Origin of the sequence: Aureisphaera galaxeae (assembly GCF_028561275.1) — a bacterium.
Lineage (GTDB): Bacteria > Bacteroidota > Bacteroidia > Flavobacteriales > Flavobacteriaceae > Aureisphaera > Aureisphaera galaxeae.
The window spans coordinates 335,419-354,580 of the sequence record NZ_JAQQTF010000019.1; the positions used below are offsets into that span (position 1 = coordinate 335,419).

Genomic DNA, 19,162 nt, shown 5'->3' on the forward strand with positions numbered 1-19,162 from the left:
ACTAAATACATTTCACTACCTTCGTTTCAATTCACGAAACGACCAAAGTGAAAATCGACTACTCCAACCGAATTTTTGGGCTCGACGTCATGCGTACGGCCGCCATTCTCTTTGTGGTGTGTTCGCATACCCTTTGGGTATTTCCCGAGGCCCAAGGATCGGCCGTAAGTTTATTACGGCTCTGCGGAGTTATGGGCGTTGAGATTTTCTTTGTGCTTAGTGGTTTCCTCATCGGGCGTATTCTTTTCAGGATTTTTACCAGCGAAGATTTCAAATTGGCCGACCTTAAATATTTCTTGGTGAGGCGTTGGTTCCGCACGCTACCCAATTACTATTTGGTACTGCTCATCAATATTGGACTTTGGATCTACTTCGGAAGGAACCTCCCGGAGACTTTGCCATTATATTTCGGTTTCCTGCAAAACTTCAATTTCGGGATGGACATTTTCTTCACCGAATCCTGGAGTTTACCCATTGAAGAGTTTGCCTATATTTTAGGCCCATTGCTATTTTATTTGGTTTTGTTGCCCAAATGGAAGGTTTCTAAAAAGAAATTGTTCCTGTGGGTTACGGTAGCGATTCTATTGTTCTTTCTTCTCACCAAATGGGTATATAATTACCAAACAGGCCCTAAATCCCTTGAATATTGGAACATTCACCTTAAGGCCGTTTTATTGTACCGAATTGATGCTATTTACTACGGCGTTTTAGCCGCTTATATCGCCATGACCCGACCCGAAGGCTGGAAGAAGTTCACATCGCCGGCATTTCTTGGGGGAATCCTATTATTTGTAGGGGTGCACATGCTCATTGGAGCGTATGACATGAGCCCAGAAACCCATCCTTTCTTTATCAATGTGTTGTATTTGCCGCTCTGTTCTATAAGCATTGCCCTGTCATTACCCGTATTGTCACGATTGAAGCGTGCTCCCAAACTTATGCTGAAACCTATAACCTTCATTAGTATTGTTTCCTATTCCATGTATCTGCTTCATTATTCCATCATTTTATTCCTATTGAATTACTACGTGGATACTTCAGAAATGTCACTTGTTTTAAAATGGTCCTTTGCCATCGGTTATGTGCTTTTTACCATGTTTTTATCCTACCTATTGTACCGTTTTTACGAGAAACCGATGATGGATATACGCGATCGGGACTATTTCCGAAAGAAGTTGGGGCAAAAGAAATTGTGAAGTTGATAATTATTCTCATCTAAAATTATCAAATAGTTAATTTTGTGTATTGAAAAATCAGTTTTATTGAAAAATATTTATAAAATACCCTAATTCGTTAGATTATTTTTAAATATTTTGGATTTTTTGTACTTTTGCGCTACTTCAAAAATTAACAAAACAAACGAATATGGCTTTCGATATCGACATGATTAAAAAGGTATATGCCCAAATGCCAGAGCGTGTAAATAAAGCACGTGAAATTGTAGGGCGGCCTTTAACCCTTTCAGAGAAAATATTGTACAATCACCTTTGGGACGGAATGCCTACCCAAGCCTTTAACCGCGGGAAGGATTATGTAGATTTTGCTCCCGACCGAGTGGCTTGTCAGGATGCTACCGCTCAGATGGCTTTGTTGCAATTTATGCAGGCTGGAAAGCAAAAAGTAGCGGTTCCCACTACTGTGCATTGTGATCACCTGATCCAAGCGAAAGAAGGGGCCGAAAAGGATTTAAAGAGAGCTAACGATACCAGTAGTGAGGTATTCGATTTCCTAGCCTCTGTTTCCAACAAATACGGAATCGGATTCTGGGAACCCGGAGCAGGGATCATTCACCAAGTAGTATTGGAAAACTATGCTTTTCCTGGTGGAATGATGATCGGTACCGATTCTCACACCGTAAATGCCGGTGGATTGGGAATGGTTGCGATTGGAGTAGGAGGAGCCGATGCGGTAGATGTAATGGCAGGAATGGCTTGGGAATTGAAATTTCCAAAATTGATCGGAGTTAGATTGACCGGAAAACTAAGTGGATGGACTGCGCCTAAAGACGTAATCTTGAAAGTGGCAGAAATCCTTACCGTAAAAGGAGGAACCGGAGCTATTGTTGAATACTTCGGACCGGGAGCCCTTTCCATGTCTTGTACAGGAAAAGGAACCATCTGTAATATGGGAGCTGAAATTGGGGCGACCACTTCTACCTTCGGATATGACGAATCTATGGCCCGTTACCTACGTGCTACCGATCGTGAGGATGTGGCAGAAGCCGCAGATGCAGTAAAAGAGCACCTAACGGCAGACCCTGAAGTATACGCGAACCCAGAACAATATTTTGACCAAGTAATCGATATCGATCTTTCCACCTTAATGCCGCATCTTAATGGGCCATTTACGCCCGATTTGGCTACGGAAGTAGGAACCATGTACGATAAGGCAGTTGCCAACGAATGGCCATTGACCGTAGAATGGGGATTGATTGGTTCTTGTACCAACTCTTCCTATGAAGATTTATCGAGAGCTTCTTCCATTGCCCAGCAGGCCTTGGATAAGGGATTAAAAACCAAAGCAGAATTCGGAATCAACCCTGGAAGTGAGCAAGTACGTTACACCGCAGAGCGTGATGGAATTTTACAGGTGTTCGAAGAATTGGATGCTAAAATCTTTACCAACGCCTGTGGTCCTTGTATTGGACAGTGGGCGCGTTATGAAGATCCTAAAAATGCACCTAAGAATAGTATTGTGCACTCTTTCAATAGAAACTTTGCCAAGCGTGCCGATGGAAATCCAAATACCCACGCCTTTGTTGCCTCTCCAGAATTGACGGCGGCCATCGCTATTGCGGGGCGTTTGGACTTCAACCCAATTACGGATACCCTTATCAATGAAAATGGAGATGAGGTGAAGTTGGATGAGCCAACAGGATGGGAATTACCGCCAAAAGGGTTCGATGTAAAAGAGAACGGATATGTAGAGCCTTTAGCTGATGGAAGTGGGGTAGAAGTAGTGGTAAGCCCAACCAGTGAGCGATTGGAATTACTAACTCCTTTCACACCGATTGGAAACAAAATTGAAGGAGCTAAATTATTGATCAAAGCACATGGAAAGTGTACCACCGACCATATTTCTATGGCAGGACCATGGTTGCGCTTTAGAGGACATTTGGACAATATCTCCAACAACTGTTTGATTGGTGCCGTGAATGCCTACAATATGAAAACCAACTTCGTGAAGAATCAGTTGAATGGTGATTACGGAGGAGTACCAGATACACAGCGTGAATATAAGGCTGCTGGAATCCCAACCATCGTGGTAGGGGATCATAATTACGGAGAAGGATCTTCCCGTGAGCACGCCGCTATGGAGCCACGTCATTTAGGTGTAGTGGCCGTATTGGTAAAATCTTTTGCCCGTATCCACGAAACCAATTTGAAGAAACAAGGGATGTTAGGATTGACTTTTGCCAATGAGAGTGATTACGATTTGATTCAGGAGGACGATACCTTCAACTTCTTGGATTTGGATCAGTTCGCTCCTGGTAAACCATTGACTATTGAAGTAGTACACGCCGATGGTAGCAAAGACACCATCTTGGCAAACCATACCTACAATGATTCTCAGATCGAATGGTTCGATGAAGGAAGCGCCTTGAACTTGATTAAAAAGCAAAACGCTTAATTGAATAGGTAAAGGTCTAAAATCGGACTTCGAGTGGCCGTGCGAACGTGCGGATGTATCGAGAAGCCCGATGAGATCAAAAAACAAAAACTCCTGCAGACCGCAGGAGTTTTTTTATGATTCCAGTTTTCCTAAATATTCTTTGAAGGTCTTAATGTCTTCTTTGGAAGTTAAATCGGGAACGTGTTCGTTTATGGGAATGCCCAAAAAGTTTCCGGGATGCTCCTTGCAGTAATTTAAGATGGCCGTGGGTAGTTCCTTTTCATTTCGAATGGGATGCGGGGGACAATCCATCAAGTACGAAGTCATAGAAGGGCCATGAAACTTGAAAATATTCATGCTCACCCGTAAGATGCCTTGGGCATCACGATATAGTTCCTGTTCTTCTTCCGAAGGTTTTTCAATAATATTCACTAGGTGATTATCCTCGCTCAATAAGGCAAGGGCAAAACGCATGATACGTTCTGTAGGGAAATTCAATCCGTCGCGATCATAGGCCATAAAGGCATTATCGCAAGTGGTTTCCTTTAATGCTTTCAAGGCATTTACTGAATATAGGTTGTCACAATTGCATACAGTAAAAGCTTCTTCCAGTAAATGGGGATATTGTTCCAGTGCTTGACTCACGGCATCTGCAGTGCCAAAAGGCTTTTCCCGACCTTCAGAAATGTATTGAACTGCATATCTTAATTGTAACGATCCGAAGGTATTTACGGCTTCACTTCCATATTGTTCTTTAAAACCTTCATGGGCTTCTCCAACAATAATATAGACGTTTTTATAGCCCGCTTTTTCAGCGTTTTTTAGCAAGAAATCCAGAATGGGACGTTCGTCCTCACCATAGACCATTAATGCCTTGCTTTGAGTATTGGCCGCTTTGATTTCGGCTTCGGAAAGGCCCGCTACGTTTATGGATGTCTTCATTCGGGAAGACATTCCACCAGCAAGTATGACAAGGTTGGTGTTCATTTATTCAATATAAGTTCCTCCACTCACTTTTACCGCATAAGCGTCTTTGGCTCCCGCCCTAAGAATGGCATCAATAACAGCGTCTTTATTTTCTTCAGAAGTGAGTGCACAGATACAACCACCTCCACCAGAGCCCACAATTTTAGCTCCGAAAGCTTCGGCTTCGAGTGCACCGTCGATCATGGCATCGATCTTGGGAACGGTGATCCCCAAAATATCACGTAGTATTTCATGATGATTGGTCATGAGCTTCCCGATCTTGGGAATATCCAATACCTCCTTTTCAAATTCCTTTAGTGCTTCCTGAGTGATAGAATGATTCTGTATGGCCGCATAAAAATAGGGCCGTAAAGGTTCTTCAATATGTTGGGTCAAGGATTCTATCTCAGCATTTGTAACGGAATATAAATCGAAATCCGATACGTTTTCGGCTACTTGGGCGATGGCGTCTTCAGCTTTCGATCGCAGCGAACCCAACACGCCAATCGTGCTTTTAGTCACTCCAGACTCTCCTATGATCAAGGTGTCCAAACGGTCCCCAATGGTATGATAGGCAAATACATCTCCTGTCTCAATATGGACGATATTCCCCAATCCTATAGAATACTGATCCATCTTTCCACCAGGAGAATTGTGCTCGATCACTTCAGCTTCGTAGGCTATTTGGGCAATGAGTTCTTGGGTAATCGGCCGATCACAACCAAAGGCATGCAATAGGAAATGAACCCAAGCCACTACTACAGCAGAGGAGCTGGAAATGCCTGCATTAATGGGGATAGAGCTCGTCAGTGTAAGATGATATCCTTTGTTGGGATGGCACCCATATCTGGGCACCACACGCATCACCGCGCCCATATGATCCCCAGCTTCCAGATTTTCAAAACGGTCCCCAATGGCAATGGTTCGTTGCTTCCCAATATCGGGCATATGGATTTCGAAAATGTCCTTTCCGTTGGGATGCACTTCTAGCTGTACACTTCTGTCTATCGCACAAGCAATGACAGGCAATCCCAAATAATCCTGATGATCCCCGAAAAGACAAATACGTCCTGGGGCAATTACGGTAAATTCTTGCTTCAAAATTAGTACGTGTCTTTCATCCAGTTATACGGTTTACGCTTTACCCAGTTCCCTCTGGTGAAATCTGGAAAGTCCTGTACTTCACCACCATTGGCAATAGAAACTTCCGATAAAGGGGTAATGGCGCTCCAAGCGGCAGCATCATAGGCATCCATAGGAGGAACTATGTTCTGCTTGGCCGATTCTACAAAGGCTTGAAGAACAAAGAAATCCATACCTCCATGGCCAGATCCAGCAGCATAATCGCCAAATCTCTTCCACAACGGGTGATCGTATTGCTCAAGCCATTTGGTGGCTTCATCCCAATGGTGGGGTTTTTCTACTTTATCTTCAATATATATTCGGTTGCCATCAACTTCCCAAATACCTTCGCTTCCCTGTACACGGAACCCCAGGGAGTAAGGTCGAGGGGAATTGCAGTCGTGGGTAACGATTATAGTTTCTTCGTTAGAAGTTTCGATCATGGAAGTAATAATGTCCCCTTGTTTGAATTTCAATTTTGCATTTGGATGATCTTCTCCGCCGTGTTTCACGATATAGTTATGTAATCCTACACCTTTGCTCGACATGGAAGAAATAGAAACAAATCGATTTCCCCGATTAATATCGCATAGGGTAGCAATAGGACCTATACCGTGGGTAGGATATACATCGGCATCCCGCAATAGGGAATGTTGGGTTCTCCAGGCCGATTCGGAAATTCCCTTTTCTCCGAATTCTACTCCTAGTCCGTAAGCCGTTTTCCCGTCATTCAATTTTACGAAACGGAGATCGTGCTGATACCCACAACGGAAATGCAGCAATTCCCCGAATACATTTTGTTTCACCATATTAAGGACGGCCATGACATCTCTTCGGTAGCATACATTTTCCAATATCATAAGGTGTGTGCCTGTCTCTTCATGAGTGTTGACCAAGTCCCAGCATTCTTCCATGGTATTGGCCGCGGAGACCTCCAATCCGGCATACTTTCCTGCAAGCATGGCATCTTTTGCCATCCGGGTATGCCACAACCATGGGGTGGAAATAATCACGGCATCAACATCGTCTAGTGCTAGAAGGTTGCGGTAGTCGTATTCGTCCTTAGCAAATACTTTGGGCTTTTTGTAGCCGGCCTTGGCGATCATATTGAGAGCGATGACATTTCTTCTGTCATCGATATCACAAATAGCGGTGACATTAATATCATTTCGTAATAATAAATTGGACAGGTGATTGGTTCCTCTAAGGCCCACGCCAATAAGGCCTACATTCAGTTTGTCGTTTGCAGATGGGTTGTTTCCTAAGGTAAGATGGGGGGCCAAGGAAATACCTGTTCCCACCAAGGCGGTTTGTCGTATAAAATTTCTTCTAGAACTCATGGTTTTCGTAATTGGAAATCTAAAAGTAGCACATTTTGATGTATAGGCAGAAAGAATGTTTTTAATGGATGTATTAAAATTTTGTGTAAGCCCGAAAACGTTTTCACGACACATAGGTTAACTAACAAATCGCGCACCATGAATACCTTTTGGTTTTTTGAGGATGTGAATCTCTTCAATATGCTTTGTCCGCATAAGTTTAAGGCGTACAAGGCTACCCATGAATTTAATAAATACAAGAAACAGGACTATATCTATTTCGAAGAAGATCAGTCTAATAAGGTCTATCTCATCGAAAAGGGAAAGGTGAAGCTCGGTTATTATACCGAAGGTGGGGAAGAAGTGGTTAAGGCCATTCTTACCAAAGGCGAATTGTTTGGAGAAAAGGCCATTTTGGGTGAAGACAAACGGGACGAGTTTGCCATGGCCTTAGATAATAGTACTTCTATTTGTCCCGTGGGCGTGGATACCATGCATGATCTTATGCGTGATAATAAGACCTTCAGTTTTAGAATTTATAAACTCATTGGGTTCCGAATTAAAAAATTGGAGCGCAGACTGGAATTGATTTTGTTCAAGGATGCCGAAACTCGGGTAGAGGAATTCCTGAAGGAATTGGCCGAAGACTATGGTTATTGTTGCCCTAATACTGGGGATACTGTAATTAAGCATCCTTATACCCAAAAGGATATTGCTCGACTCATTGGTACGACACGTCCCACTTTTAACAATATCATGAACCGTTTTAAGGAAGCCAAAAAGATTGATTTCTCCAGAAATGAAATTAGGCTAAAATTTTCTGCCTAATGTCAACTAGCTGACATTTCGTGAATATTTCACTGTTTAATTTTGACCCTGTAATTAAAAATTAAACAACAAATGAAAAAGATGTTTTTAGGGATCTTATCCCTTGCATTCGTTATCACTTCGTGCAGCAACGACGATGATAGCACACCAACCACCTCGAATCTTACACTGAACATAAACGGTTTAGAAGACTTAGGCGCCGACTTCAATTATGAAGGTTGGTTATTGGTAGATGGAAACCCCGTTTCTACGGGACTTTTCACAGTAGATGCCAACGGGAATTTATCGAGTAGCTCTTTTGAGGTCCCTGCGGAAACGGCTGCGGCAGCAACAAAATTTATTTTGACGATTGAGCCCAATCCAGATCCAGATCCGGCCCCTTCGGATCAGAAATTTATTGCAGGTGACTTTAATGGAGATAGTGCTTCTGTATCTACTTCGGTAGCTCCTGCCATTGGTAATTTTAGCAACGCTGCTGGAGATTTCTTTTTACGAACTCCTACCGATGAGGCAGCAGGAAGTGGAAATAATGGAAATGATCAATACGGCGTATGGTTTGGTCAACCCGGAATGCCTCCTGCAGCCACTTTGGTATTGCCAGAGCTTCCTACGGGATGGATCTATGAAGGTTGGGTGATTGGAGAATCTGGACCGCTTTCTACAGGAACTTTTGCCAGTATCGATGAAATGGACGACAACGCCGGACTTGCTACGAGCTTTGGTGGGACTGAAAACGCTGGGCCACCACTACCAGGAGAGGATTTCTTCAACAATGCTCCATCTGGAGAAACATTTCCTTTAGACATTCGTGGAAGAACCGTGGTGATCACGGTAGAGCCTGTTCCAGACAACAGCCCAGCACCGTTTACGTTAAAACCTTTGGCGGCGCAAGCAGGAACCGAAACAGCCCCTTCTTTTAATACTTTTGCCCTAAATTTGGGAACATTCCCAACGGGAACGGTTACTCGTTAATGTATACTTATGATGTTAATGAAATCCCGCCCGTTGGCGGGATTTTTTTGATGAAGAATTTATTAACTCTTCGGTGTAATTTTCGGGAGTTTTAACCTACTAATCGGGCATGCGTTTCAAACAATTCGTAAAAAAATACTGGGGCAACTTACTACTACTCGCTCTTATTTTAATCATTATTATTCCCCAAACCGGTATGCCGATAAAAGTACTTTTCAATAAACTTGTTGCCTTCAACCCCTCCGAGATTCCATTAGAAAAACAGGAGAAGTTGGAGGATTATCAATGGCCCTTGGAGAACCTAAAGGGAAATGAGATGAACCTAAAGTCTTCTGAAGGAAAGGTGGTTTTAATCAATTTGTGGGCTACCTGGTGTCCACCTTGTGTAGCAGAAATGCCTGCGCTACAGAACTTGTACGATGCTTATGGAGATCGGGTTGACTTCTATTTCGTATCTGCGGAAAATCCGAATAAGCTGCGTAAGTTTATGGATAAGAAGGGATATGACCTTCCCGTATACCTCTATGAGTACAAGGCTCCCGATCTATTGGAGTCCAGTTCATTGCCTACTACCTTCATTCTATCTAAAAGAGGGAATATTGTAGTGAACAAAACAGGTTCCGCGCGTTGGGATAGTGATAAGGTCAAGGAATTATTGGACGCGTTACTTGCGGAATAGCTTTTATTTCTTCTCCAAAATTTCCATCGTGGTGAACACAGTAAGGAGCATGCCCAAATTATAGATGGTGTCTTCAACAGGAATGGTAACCATGCGTATGCCCAAATTTTCTGAATTGTTGTACCATACCACCTGATCTTCAATACCTGTCCCCGTAAGCACTCCGTTTACAATAAAAAAGGGAATTAGAATGACCAGATAGGTGGCCAGAAAAGTAGTTAGGTATTCCCTTTTATAGTTGTATACATACCCTAAAAGCAGCAGGGCATAGCAGAAGTTAATAAAGGTGTACCACTTATCATAATGATACCAGAGTACGACCACCAATATGGAAACAAGGCATACATAGATAATGTCTACAGCCCTTTTCGAAAATGAAAAATTGGGAAACAGTTCCAGTAAGGCATAATGAGTAAAAAGACAGGCATAGGGGATACAAATAAAGAACAACCATTCTTCGAGCGGGAGCCCAAAGAGTTTTATCCCTGTGATGTAAGCATCGTTAAATCCCCAAAACCCTTGATGGGTAAAGACAATATCCCAAGGGATGAAAACGGCCATCATCACTAATAACCCAATGGCTAGCGATTTCCATTTTTTATAGAATTTTAATCTTGGATGAAAACTAAATAGAAATGGGATCGCAAAAGATCCCAAGTTTAACCAGAGGTAGAGGTATTTCATTTTTTGAAATACTTTAAAGGAGGAAAGAGCATCCCGAAACACTCTGCTTCCTTTTTGTGTAAATTCTTGTGATGTATTTTGTGCGCTCGCCGAATGCCACGGGCATACCAATTGTTGGCTTTGCGAAACATTTTAAAACGCTGATGGATAAATATATCATGAACCATGAAATAGGTGACACCATAAGCGAAAATACCCAGTCCTATGGGAAGGCCTGCCCAAAAACCATAATACTGCCAAGCAATAAAACAACCGATACTCACGGCAGCATAGAATAGGAAAAAAGCGTCGTTACGCTCCCACCAGCTCCCATGGTCCTTGTGGTGGTGATCCTTGTGCAAATTCCATAAAAACCCATGCATGACATACTTATGCGTAAACCACGCCATGAACTCCATGATGCAGAAAGTGGTCAAAAAAATAAGGATCCAAAAAAGAACATTCATATTAGCGCACTAGGTTTAATTGATATTTTACATAGCTTCGGGTAAGCAGACCGAATTTTTCGTAATTCGGAACGCGGATACGTGTATTCTTTATTTCCAAAGCTGGTGTTTTCTTTAATTTTTTCAAGAGCCTTTTGTAATAGCGATATGCCATAAACACACCGAACTTAGCCTCTGTAGGAAGCAGTAATATCCCTTCGTATCCCCTTCTGAAATCGGCTTCAATTTCCTCTATGATTTTTTGCTTAGAAACTTCGTCCAAAGATTCTAAATTCGTATTTGGGAAGTAAGTTCTACTCAACCCTTCGAAGTCGGCTTTTAGATCGCGTAAGAAGTTTACTTTCTGAAAAGCAGATCCCAAACTCATGGCCGATTGCTTCAATTCTTCGTATTTGGCTTGATCCCCCTTTACAAATACCTTAAGGCACATGAGTCCCACTACATCGGCAGAGCCGTATATGTATTGTTTGTATTCTTCTTCTGTCCGATAAACGCTCTTGGAAAGATCCAAACGCATGCTATACATGAATGCATCGATAAGCTCTCTATCTATACCGTATTGGTGCACCGTATGCTGAAAGGAATTCAGGATAGGGTTCAGACTTATTTTGTCTTGCAATGCTTTTTCCATGTCCTCTTCGAATCGATCGAAGAGAGTGGCTTTGTCATAGTCGTGAAACGAATCGACAATTTCGTCGGCAAACCGGACGAATCCGTAGATATTGTAAATGTGCGAACGTATCGAAGGAGCCAACATTTTGGTGGCCAAGGAAAAGGAAGTGCTGTAAGCGTTGGTTACTTGCTTACTGCAACTATAGGATACGTTGTCGAAAATTTGTTTCATGACATTACTTCTTTTTGAATTAAACTAGAGACCAATTTTCCCGAAATGAGCGATGGGGGAACACCGGGGCCGGGCACGGATAATTGTCCAGTGAAGAATAATCCCTTCACTTTTTTACTTTTCAATTTTGGCCTTAAAAAGGCGGTTTGGAACAAGGTATTTGCCAATCCATAGGCATTTCCCTTGTAGCTATTATACGCCTCAATAAAGTCGTTTACACAAAAAGACTCTTTAAAGATAACGTATTTTTTGGCTTCTTGTAAGGTTAATTTTTCGAATCGATCCATGATAATATCGAAATACTGAGAACGCAATTCGGGAGTGTCTTCCAATCCTGGAGCCAGCGGAATAAGGAAAATTCCGGCTTCCTGTCCTTCAGGAGCCGCTTCTGCATCCGTTTTAGAAGGGAAGCTAGCATAGAATAGGGGTTCTTCTGGCCATTTGGGTGTATCGTAAATATCTTTGGCGTGTGCTTCGAAGGGAACATCGAAAAACAGGGTGTGATGCTCTACATTTTTCAATTTCTTACTGAAGCCAACATAAAACAGTAAGGAAGAGGGAGCAAAGGTTCTTTTGTTCCAATACGATTCTGAGTATTGCCTGAATTTTGGCTCCAGCAGGGTTTCGGTATGGTGATAGTCCGCGCCGCTAAGCACGATGTCTGCAGTAATTTCTTCACCATTTACCACAATACCGGTAGCCTTATTTCCTTCGACAAGGATCTTTTCTACGTTCTGTCCCACTTGTATAACAACACCCAAACTTTTTGCCAGTTCCTTCATACCGCGAATCACACTGTACATACCTTCTTTGGGGTGGAAAGTTCCCAAACCAAAATCGGCGTAATTCATAAAACTGTAGAAGGCTGGGGTGTTCGAGGGCTTTGCCCCGAGAAATAACACCGGGAATTCTAGAATAGAGATAAGCCGTGGATTATCGAATTCCTTACGCACCTCTTTGCTAATGGTGCTGAAGAACTGTCCCAGCTTTTTAATGGTTACCGGGGTCACCAATTCCAGAGGTGAAATTCCAGGCCTATATACTAAGTCCTTAATGGCAATGTCGTAGTTGTCTTTGGCTTCGGCAATGAACTCCTTAAGTTTTTTGGAACTACCAGGCTCTTCTTTTTCGAAAGCCAAACAGATTTTGTCTAAGGTATCTCCAATGGTAATAAAGTCCCTTTTTCCGAAATAGACAGAATAGGCAGGATTCAATTTTATAAGATCGTAATATTCTGAAGGGGTCTTCCCGAAGTCTGCAAAGAAGCGTTCAAAAACATCGGGCATCCAGTACCAAGTAGGGCCAATATCGAAGGTGAACCCGTCCTTTTTCAGCTGTCGGGCCCTACCGCCAACGGTCGTATTCTTTTCAAAAATGGTCACCTCGTGCCCTGCTTGGGCCAGATAAGCCGAGGCTGCAAGGGAGGAAAATCCCGATCCGATTATGGCAACTTTCTTCTTCATTTTTTTTGTTTAACGAATATAATGATTATTTAAACAAAATAATATTGGTCAAAAAAAATTATGATGCTTTTAGCTTTTGAAGACGTAAACGTAATTCTTCAAGGTTCTCCACGACCTTCACATTATCTGGCAATTTGCTATCTACTACACCAATGGTTTTGTAACCCATAATCCATAGTGGCATGGGGTCTTCGGTTCCTAAAATCCGTTGGAAACGGGTCACATATTCATATACACTTTCCCTGTCCGGTTTTACGGTGAAGTAGGAGAGGAAGGTAATTTCCTCGTAATGTTTCAGGATGTGCTTTAAGCCATCCATAGGAATGTTAGTGCCCAAGTACACGGTTGCAAATCCTGATGAAAGAATCTCATAATTGGCAAATAAGAGGCCAATTTCATGTATTTCCTCATAGGGTAAGTATAGAGCGAAAGAGGGTACTTTCTTTTCCTTGCTCTCTTCCTGAAGTTTGCTGATGTTGATGATGATCTTCTGCTTGATCAATTCTGAAATGAATCGCTCATGGGAGGGGTCGATCGTTCCTGTTTGCCATAACAGCCCTATCTCATTGAGGAGTGGTAAAAAGATTTCGTAGAATATTTCTCGAAAACTCTTGTTCTTGGCCAACTGATTGTACGTTTTCGTAAATAAGGGATGATCGAAATCGAACATGGCCGTTTTAAAGGCCTGTAGTGAAAAATCTTCTTGATTCTTTTTCGATAGGCTATTGATAAGCTTCGCAATCTCTTCCTCCTTAAAACCAGCGATTTTAGAAATCTTGTAACCCTCATTATATAATAAGGTAACATTCAAAAGCTTCTTTAAATTAATGAGATCGTACTTACGAATATTTGTATCTGTACGGGCTGGTTCCAGTAGGTTGTAGCGCTTCTCCCAAATCCGAATGGTATGGGCCTTAACCCCACTCAAATTTTCAAGGTCTTTAATGCTAAATTGTGTTTTTATCAACATAATAGTATTAGCGCTAATATGTCAAAGGTAGTAAAAACGAAGCTCGAATTGAGAATTTGTTTAATTTTTTAACAAAAATTATAAACATTTTTTGTAAAGAATGTTACCATGTTCATAAGATTGAATGTGTCATAGGCGTTGTTTTTGTGGCTAATGTTTCTTTTTAGAGGCCCATCTAGCGTGGACTTACTTTATGTTTCATTAGTGTTTTCATCTGTATATCTAATAAGACGCAAATTGTTACCCCAGCGTAACATATTTTTTGGCTACTTTTAAGAAAAAATCTCCATGAACGTAGATTCCCAAGTCCTTTTCTTCTTTAGTGCTTTAGGGGCATTTAATGGAATTTTATTGTCCATATACCTATTGGTTAATGCACGGAGAAAAGCATTTACTAATTACTTTTTGGGATTCTTGTTGCTCGTTTTGAGCATTCGGATCTTAAAGTCCGTGTTTTTTTATTTTAATAGAGACCTGGCAGGCGTTTTTATTCAGATAGGCCTTTCTGCCTGTATACTTATCGGTCCCTTTCTGTATCTGTATTTTAAATCCCAAAAGGGGAGTTCGACCCAAAAGTGGTACTGGCACATTCTGTCATTTTTGGTGGGTATAACCGTACTCGGAATTGTTTATCCGTATGTAGAACACAGACCTATGTGGCGTAGGTGGATCGTAAAGGGAATTTATTTGCAATGGTTGGTTTACATTATTCTCACATTCAAATTCGCGAAGCATCTTTTCAAAAAGAAAAATGGAACAAATGGAAAGCAACCGAATATGAACGTTTGGTTGCGAAGTATCTACATAGGAGTGGTCGTCATCTGGTTTGCTCATGCTACATCGGCCTACAGTTCGTATATCGTAGGAGCCCTGTCATTTACCTTCATTCTTTATTTGATTGTTCTGCTATTTATCTTCAAGGGGAAAAAGAATTCTACTTTTTTCGCCACACGGGAAAAGTACAAGAACAAGGATATAGATGATACGACCCTCGGGCTTATCGAGGAGAAAATTTCACTCATTAAGGAAAAAGAACTATTTACTGATCCCAACCTCACCTTGGCCGATGTTGCCAAAGAACTGAATGTATCCGTCCATGTCTTATCGCAGTTTTTAAACAAGAACTTAGGGAAGTCGTTTTCAACCTTTATCAACGAACTTCGAATTGAAAAGGCAAAGGAATTATTGGTTTCTAATAACAACTTTACCATCGAGGCATTGGGGTATGAGAGTGGTTTCAATTCTAAATCTACCTTCTATACTTCATTCAAAAAAATGACGGGGCAATCTCCCTTAGAATACCAGAAAGCGCGGTAGTTTTTAGTTCGATATTATAAATCCGAACTACTACATTATAATTCAGGACTGAAGCCTTAGCTGCTATCCGCATATTTACCTCAAATTATTTCAATATGCGAATAAGCCTTGTTTTGTTGTTGCTTTTTTTGGGCTTGGGTTGTAACCCATCAACCGAATCCCAAGGGAATATCCTTTTTGTAGTTTCCAATCAGCATACCTATGGAGATACGACCATGAATGCTTCTAATCATTTTTCTGAAATTGTGCTGGCTTACGACGTCTTCGCGAAACATGGTTACACCGTAGACTTCGTGAGTCCGATGGGAGGTGCCGTTCCCATAGGATATATTGCGACTTCAGATTCAATTCAAAAACGATATCTCTATGACAATAACTTCATGAATTTATTGAAGCGTACCAAGTCACCCAGTGAAATTAATGCTGAAGATTATGAAGTTATTTACTACTGTGGAGGGGGAGCTGCTATGTTTGGTGTTCCGGAGAATGAAAATATTCAAGCCATTGCCAAGGAAATTTATGATGCCAATGGGATTATTTCTGCCATCTGTCATGGTACTGCAGGAATTGTTAATCTGAAAGATGATGAAGGAGCGCCACTTTATAAGAATAGAAAGATAAACGGATATCCCGATCTCTTCGAAAATAAAGAGGCACGATACTACCAAACCTTTCCTTTTTCCATAGAAGAAGCAATAAGAGAGAAAGGAGGAGACTTTGTGTATTCCGAAAAACGACGGGACAGCTTCTATATCGTAGACGGAAGATTTATGACTGGGCAAGACCCATCCTCATCATTCGTTTTAGCCACAAAAATTGTGGAGGCCATTGAAAACAAATATTCACAACAATAAATACCATTCATGAAAAAAACGATCTTGACAGTTATGCTCATAGTATCTGCTTCCTTTTTATATGCCCAGGAAGCAGACGGACCTTCCGAAATGCAACAAATCACCGAGACCCTAATGCACTACATTGAAGGGACCTCTAATGGAGAGCCCGATAGATTGAGGAAGGCCTTTCATCCAGACTTTAATCTCTATACAGTAACGGAACAGGATAGCCTTCGCATTCGAAATGGTCAACGCTATATTTCCTATTTCAAGGAAGGGGTGAAAGTCGATCGAGTGGGACGCATCATCTCAATCGATTATGAAAATGATGCTGCCATTGCCAAGGTAGAAATCGTAATGCCCAATGGGCGTGTATTTGTCGATTATTTCCTGTTGCTGAAGTATGAAGGAAGTTGGAAAATCGTACATAAAAGTTATACCTCCAGAGCGTACCCCAGTAAGAAGGGCTAATCAATACTGTTAAATGTATAAGCGCTTGTACCAAATCCTATTTTTGCTTTGTTTGGCGATTGGTTCGTCTTTGGCTCAATCCAATAGTGAAGAACAAATAGCATTTGCTTCGGGAAACGAAACCTTGGTGGGCTATTTGAGCAAACCCAGTACCCATAGTCCCTTTCCCGTGATTGTGGTACTGCATTCTGCGAGTCATGGACATCATGATAATGATTTGTACAATCATCTAGAAGCTACCATGAAAGAAATTGGGGTGGGTGTATTCACTTATGATCGCAGGGGGAGTGGCCAATCAACAGGGGATTTTCGCACAGCAAGCTTGGAAACCTTGGCGAAGGATGCTCTTAGTGCTATTCACTGCCTCAAGGAAAGGAAGGATATCGACCCAAATAGGATAGGACTGTATGGGATTAGCCAAGGAGGCTGGTTGGCGCCCTTGGCTTATTCCATGGATAGTAAGAACATCTCCTTTATGGTATTGGTTTCCAGTTCTGGGGTGAGTCCAGCACGGCAAATGGAGTATAGTGCGGTGACTACCTTAAAGAGGGATAATCGAAGTGACACCATTATTGAAACGGCAAAATATCTTCGAAACATTACGAACGAATATTATCGCGGAAATCGAGATAGGGAACGCACGCAAAAAGAGATCGATCAATATCGCGGTGCGCCTTGGTTTTCCGATGTGTATCTCCCATGGCGTGGTAACTTACCGGAAGATGTAGGTGTTACGAAGTGGATTCATGAAATGGATTTTAATCCCAAGGAATATTTCGGTGCGGTCAACGTGCCGATACTTTTGGTGTATGGTGAAACCGATCGATGGGTACCTATTCAGGAGAGTATAGCTGTATGGAAAGACGTTTTTAGCAATAACAGTCATGACGCGTACGATATCCTCAAAGTGCACAGGGCGGGGCACATGATGATACATGATGAAGATAACAACCCAGAAAGGGAGGTGATTTCCGAAGTGTATACGAATCAGCTCAAAACATGGGTGTTGAATTTATTAAAAACCAGTTTCTAGCAACAAAAATGTTATGTTAAAAATCATTCAATATTATTCCTTGCTTATCATCCTATTGCTTAGTTCTTGTATGAACTCTCAGGATAAGGCGAACGATGATACTGAAGGTTCCCGTTTTCAGATCATCAAAAACGTCCGTCTCATTACCATGCGCGATTCTTTAGTGCAGGAAGATATGTCCGTTGTTTTGAAAGGTAAAGCGATCGAATGGATAGGAAAAACCAGGGAGTTGCCAGATTATACCGATGCTACAGTTACCGAAGGCAATAACAACTTTTTAATACCTGGACTTGCCGATATGCATGTGCATATACGATCCCAAATAGAACTGTATTCCTATCTGTATTTTGGGGTCACCACAGTATTGCAATTAAGCGGTCCTAATGCGGGTATCGATTTATTCGAACTGAGAAAATCCCTGAAAAGCGATACGGTTATCGGTCCTAGGTTGTACATGACGGGTCCTATGCTTGATGGGGATCCCGCCATTTGGAACGAACCGGTAAGCATCCCGATAGACGGCCCAGAGAAGGCCGCTCAAGTGGTAAGAAGTCAGGCAGAGTCGGGCTATGATTTTATTAAGATTTACAATCGGCTATCAAAACCCAGTTTTGATGCGGTCGTAACGACTGCAGAGGAACATGGAATGACGGTATTAGGGCATATTCCTAGAGGTCCCGGAGCTGTGTATGCTCTCGAAAATGGTGAACGGATGATTGCCCACATGGAAGAGTTTTTCTTCTCCTATTTCGATTGTGTGAAATGCGGAAAGAAGAAATTGCCTGATGAAAGTAAAATTTCGGAGTTGGTGGAAGTTTTGAAGGAACATGGCACTTGGGTGACTCCCAATTTGTCCTTTGTCATCGCTACGCGAAGACAATTGGACGACTTTGAAGCGGTTGCTTCGGACCCAGAATTCAAGTACCTAACATCCGGTAGACAGAATAGTTGGCGGAAGTATAACCCTACTACCAGAAAGGACCCCGAAACCTTCGATGAGCGGGAGAGGGTTAAATATCCTTTGTGCCAAAAACTCACCTTTGAGTTTCACAAAGCGGGCATTCCGCTACTAACAGGATCGGATGCATCGGTTTCGGGCGTATATCCTGGCAAATCGTTACATGACGAATTGGAAGAATTATCCAAGGCCGGATTGAGTAACTACGAGGCTTTAAAGGCGGCCACCTACAATGGGGGGAGGTTTGTTCAGGAATTTGGGAAGAACAAGGAGTCTCAAGGGTTTGGTGTAATAGAGGTCGGTAAGAGAGCCGACTTATTGTTGCTTGGTGTAAATCCGTTGGAAACCATTCGCTTTGAAGATCACATCCTCAAGGTGGTTTCTAAAGGCAGCATTATGGATAGGGAAGAAATTGGGAAGTTGAGGGACGAACTTAAGGAGGATTAGATAGCATTATTCATGATCAATAAGATAGCAGGATGGGAAAATACATTTCGAAAAATCTATTTCCTCATGAATTAGAGCCTTGACCCCAATTTGTTCCTGATCTATTTCAATAGCTTCTTCCATAAAAACAGCCGTAAAAGTAATAGAGGCAGGAAAATAAAGGCCTAGGAAAATTCCTGTAATTTCTTAGTGTTT

The 19,162-nt window shown here is 41.9% G+C and carries 18 protein-coding genes; 10 read left to right on the forward strand and 8 right to left on the reverse strand.

The genetic code is table 11. The annotated features are described in order from the left end of the window. Positions 1-47 precede the first annotated feature (47 nt). Positions 48-1,196 (forward strand): acyltransferase family protein, encoded by a 1,149-nt coding sequence (locus tag POV27_RS20095; RefSeq protein ID WP_272864590.1) that lies wholly within the window; start codon positions 48-50, stop codon positions 1,194-1,196. A 169-nt stretch (positions 1,197-1,365) separates the two neighbouring features. Next, positions 1,366-3,630, forward strand: a complete 2,265-nt coding sequence (locus POV27_RS20100) for an aconitate hydratase (RefSeq protein WP_272864591.1) — start codon at positions 1,366-1,368, stop codon at positions 3,628-3,630. A 114-nt stretch (positions 3,631-3,744) separates the two neighbouring features. Here the strand turns inward: POV27_RS20100 and POV27_RS20105 are convergent, their stop codons facing one another. Genes POV27_RS20105 through POV27_RS20115 form a run of 3 tightly spaced genes read right to left on the reverse strand, consistent with a single transcriptional unit; the run spans position 3,745 to position 7,040 of the window. Beyond that, complete coding sequence (locus tag POV27_RS20105; RefSeq protein ID WP_272864592.1) at positions 3,745-4,599, reverse strand: sugar phosphate nucleotidyltransferase; 855 nt, start codon at positions 4,597-4,599, stop codon at positions 3,745-3,747. Beyond that, positions 4,600-5,679 carry a mevalonate kinase family protein gene (locus POV27_RS20110; protein ID WP_272864593.1) on the reverse strand — a complete coding sequence of 360 codons (1,080 nt, stop codon included), beginning with the start codon at positions 5,677-5,679 and terminating at the stop codon, positions 4,600-4,602. It lies immediately after the preceding gene. A gap of 2 nt (positions 5,680-5,681) precedes the next feature. Further along, the gene (locus tag POV27_RS20115) at positions 5,682-7,040 is read right to left on the reverse strand and encodes a Gfo/Idh/MocA family protein (protein ID WP_272864594.1); all 1,359 of its coding nucleotides are present in this window, start codon (positions 7,038-7,040) and stop codon (positions 5,682-5,684) included. A 138-nt stretch (positions 7,041-7,178) separates the two neighbouring features. Here POV27_RS20115 and POV27_RS20120 point away from each other — a divergent pair, with 138 nt between their 5' ends. The 3 genes from POV27_RS20120 to POV27_RS20130 all read left to right on the forward strand — a co-directional run bounded on the left by POV27_RS20120 (position 7,179) and on the right by POV27_RS20130 (position 9,498). Continuing rightward, on the forward strand, positions 7,179-7,847 hold the full coding sequence (locus POV27_RS20120; RefSeq protein ID WP_272864595.1) for a Crp/Fnr family transcriptional regulator: 669 nt from the start codon (positions 7,179-7,181) through the stop codon (positions 7,845-7,847). Between the two features lie 72 nt (positions 7,848-7,919). Next, positions 7,920-8,819, forward strand: coding sequence for an anti-sigma factor (locus tag POV27_RS20125; protein ID WP_272864596.1), 900 nt, complete (start codon positions 7,920-7,922; stop codon positions 8,817-8,819). A 196-nt stretch (positions 8,820-9,015) separates the two neighbouring features. Beyond that, positions 9,016-9,498 carry a TlpA family protein disulfide reductase gene (locus POV27_RS20130; protein WP_272864597.1) on the forward strand — a complete coding sequence of 161 codons (483 nt, stop codon included), beginning with the start codon at positions 9,016-9,018 and terminating at the stop codon, positions 9,496-9,498. 3 nt (positions 9,499-9,501) lie between these two features. Here POV27_RS20130 and POV27_RS20135 read toward each other — a convergent pair whose 3' ends face one another. Genes POV27_RS20135 through POV27_RS20155 form a run of 5 tightly spaced genes read right to left on the reverse strand, consistent with a single transcriptional unit; the run spans position 9,502 to position 13,905 of the window. Beyond that, positions 9,502-10,182, reverse strand: a complete 681-nt coding sequence (locus tag POV27_RS20135; protein WP_272864598.1) for a lycopene cyclase domain-containing protein — start codon at positions 10,180-10,182, stop codon at positions 9,502-9,504. Further along, the gene (locus POV27_RS20140) at positions 10,179-10,628 is read right to left on the reverse strand and encodes a sterol desaturase family protein (RefSeq protein ID WP_272864599.1); all 450 of its coding nucleotides are present in this window, start codon (positions 10,626-10,628) and stop codon (positions 10,179-10,181) included. Before POV27_RS20140 ends, POV27_RS20135 begins: the two co-directional genes overlap by 4 nt. A 1-nt stretch (position 10,629) precedes the next feature. Next, a complete protein-coding gene (locus POV27_RS20145; RefSeq protein ID WP_272864600.1) occupies positions 10,630-11,472 on the reverse strand; it encodes a phytoene/squalene synthase family protein in 843 nt (280 codons plus the stop codon). Continuing rightward, complete coding sequence (locus POV27_RS20150) at positions 11,469-12,935, reverse strand: phytoene desaturase family protein (protein WP_272864601.1); 1,467 nt, start codon at positions 12,933-12,935, stop codon at positions 11,469-11,471. The genes POV27_RS20145 and POV27_RS20150 overlap by 4 nt, the downstream gene beginning before the upstream one ends. Before the next feature lie 58 nt (positions 12,936-12,993). Beyond that, a complete protein-coding gene (locus POV27_RS20155) occupies positions 12,994-13,905 on the reverse strand; it encodes a MerR family transcriptional regulator (protein WP_272864602.1) in 912 nt (303 codons plus the stop codon). Positions 13,906-14,193: 288 nt separating this feature from the next. Between POV27_RS20155 and POV27_RS20160 the strand changes: the two genes are divergently transcribed. The 5 genes from POV27_RS20160 to POV27_RS20180 all read left to right on the forward strand — a co-directional run bounded on the left by POV27_RS20160 (position 14,194) and on the right by POV27_RS20180 (position 18,967). Then, positions 14,194-15,222: a helix-turn-helix domain-containing protein gene (locus POV27_RS20160; RefSeq protein ID WP_272864603.1), complete on the forward strand. Its 1,029-nt coding sequence runs from the start codon at positions 14,194-14,196 to the stop codon at positions 15,220-15,222. Positions 15,223-15,317: 95 nt separating this feature from the next. Beyond that, positions 15,318-16,076: a type 1 glutamine amidotransferase domain-containing protein gene (locus POV27_RS20165; protein WP_272864604.1), complete on the forward strand. Its 759-nt coding sequence runs from the start codon at positions 15,318-15,320 to the stop codon at positions 16,074-16,076. Between the two features lie 9 nt (positions 16,077-16,085). Continuing rightward, on the forward strand, positions 16,086-16,529 hold the full coding sequence (locus POV27_RS20170; protein ID WP_272864605.1) for a nuclear transport factor 2 family protein: 444 nt from the start codon (positions 16,086-16,088) through the stop codon (positions 16,527-16,529). Positions 16,530-16,542: 13 nt separating this feature from the next. Beyond that, positions 16,543-17,562 carry an alpha/beta hydrolase family protein gene (locus POV27_RS20175; RefSeq protein ID WP_272864606.1) on the forward strand — a complete coding sequence of 340 codons (1,020 nt, stop codon included), beginning with the start codon at positions 16,543-16,545 and terminating at the stop codon, positions 17,560-17,562. Positions 17,563-17,575: 13 nt separating this feature from the next. After that, positions 17,576-18,967, forward strand: coding sequence for an amidohydrolase family protein (locus POV27_RS20180; RefSeq protein ID WP_272864607.1), 1,392 nt, complete (start codon positions 17,576-17,578; stop codon positions 18,965-18,967). Positions 18,968-19,162 lie beyond the last annotated feature (195 nt).

What these genes read in the sequence shown, in the direction of transcription:
- POV27_RS20125 (WP_272864596.1), top strand. Translation starts at nt 7,920, where the DNA reads ATGAAAAAGATGTTTTTAGGGATCTTATCCCTTGCATTCGTTATCACT.
- POV27_RS20105 (WP_272864592.1), bottom strand. Translation starts at nt 4,599, where the DNA reads ATGAACACCAACCTTGTCATACTTGCTGGTGGAATGTCTTCCCGAATG.
- POV27_RS20145 (WP_272864600.1), bottom strand. Translation starts at nt 11,472, where the DNA reads ATGAAACAAATTTTCGACAACGTATCCTATAGTTGCAGTAAGCAAGTA.
- POV27_RS20130 (WP_272864597.1), top strand. Translation starts at nt 9,016, where the DNA reads ATGCCGATAAAAGTACTTTTCAATAAACTTGTTGCCTTCAACCCCTCC.
- POV27_RS20100 (WP_272864591.1), top strand. Translation starts at nt 1,366, where the DNA reads ATGGCTTTCGATATCGACATGATTAAAAAGGTATATGCCCAAATGCCA.
- POV27_RS20150 (WP_272864601.1), bottom strand. Translation starts at nt 12,935, where the DNA reads ATGAAGAAGAAAGTTGCCATAATCGGATCGGGATTTTCCTCCCTTGCA.
- POV27_RS20180 (WP_272864607.1), top strand. Translation starts at nt 17,576, where the DNA reads ATGTTAAAAATCATTCAATATTATTCCTTGCTTATCATCCTATTGCTT.
- POV27_RS20135 (WP_272864598.1), bottom strand. Translation starts at nt 10,182, where the DNA reads ATGAAATACCTCTACCTCTGGTTAAACTTGGGATCTTTTGCGATCCCA.
- POV27_RS20170 (WP_272864605.1), top strand. Translation starts at nt 16,086, where the DNA reads ATGAAAAAAACGATCTTGACAGTTATGCTCATAGTATCTGCTTCCTTT.
- POV27_RS20165 (WP_272864604.1), top strand. Translation starts at nt 15,318, where the DNA reads ATGCGAATAAGCCTTGTTTTGTTGTTGCTTTTTTTGGGCTTGGGTTGT.
- POV27_RS20160 (WP_272864603.1), top strand. Translation starts at nt 14,194, where the DNA reads ATGAACGTAGATTCCCAAGTCCTTTTCTTCTTTAGTGCTTTAGGGGCA.
- POV27_RS20120 (WP_272864595.1), top strand. Translation starts at nt 7,179, where the DNA reads ATGAATACCTTTTGGTTTTTTGAGGATGTGAATCTCTTCAATATGCTT.
- POV27_RS20140 (WP_272864599.1), bottom strand. Translation starts at nt 10,628, where the DNA reads ATGAATGTTCTTTTTTGGATCCTTATTTTTTTGACCACTTTCTGCATC.
- POV27_RS20155 (WP_272864602.1), bottom strand. Translation starts at nt 13,905, where the DNA reads ATGTTGATAAAAACACAATTTAGCATTAAAGACCTTGAAAATTTGAGT.
- POV27_RS20175 (WP_272864606.1), top strand. Translation starts at nt 16,543, where the DNA reads ATGTATAAGCGCTTGTACCAAATCCTATTTTTGCTTTGTTTGGCGATT.
- POV27_RS20115 (WP_272864594.1), bottom strand. Translation starts at nt 7,040, where the DNA reads ATGAGTTCTAGAAGAAATTTTATACGACAAACCGCCTTGGTGGGAACA.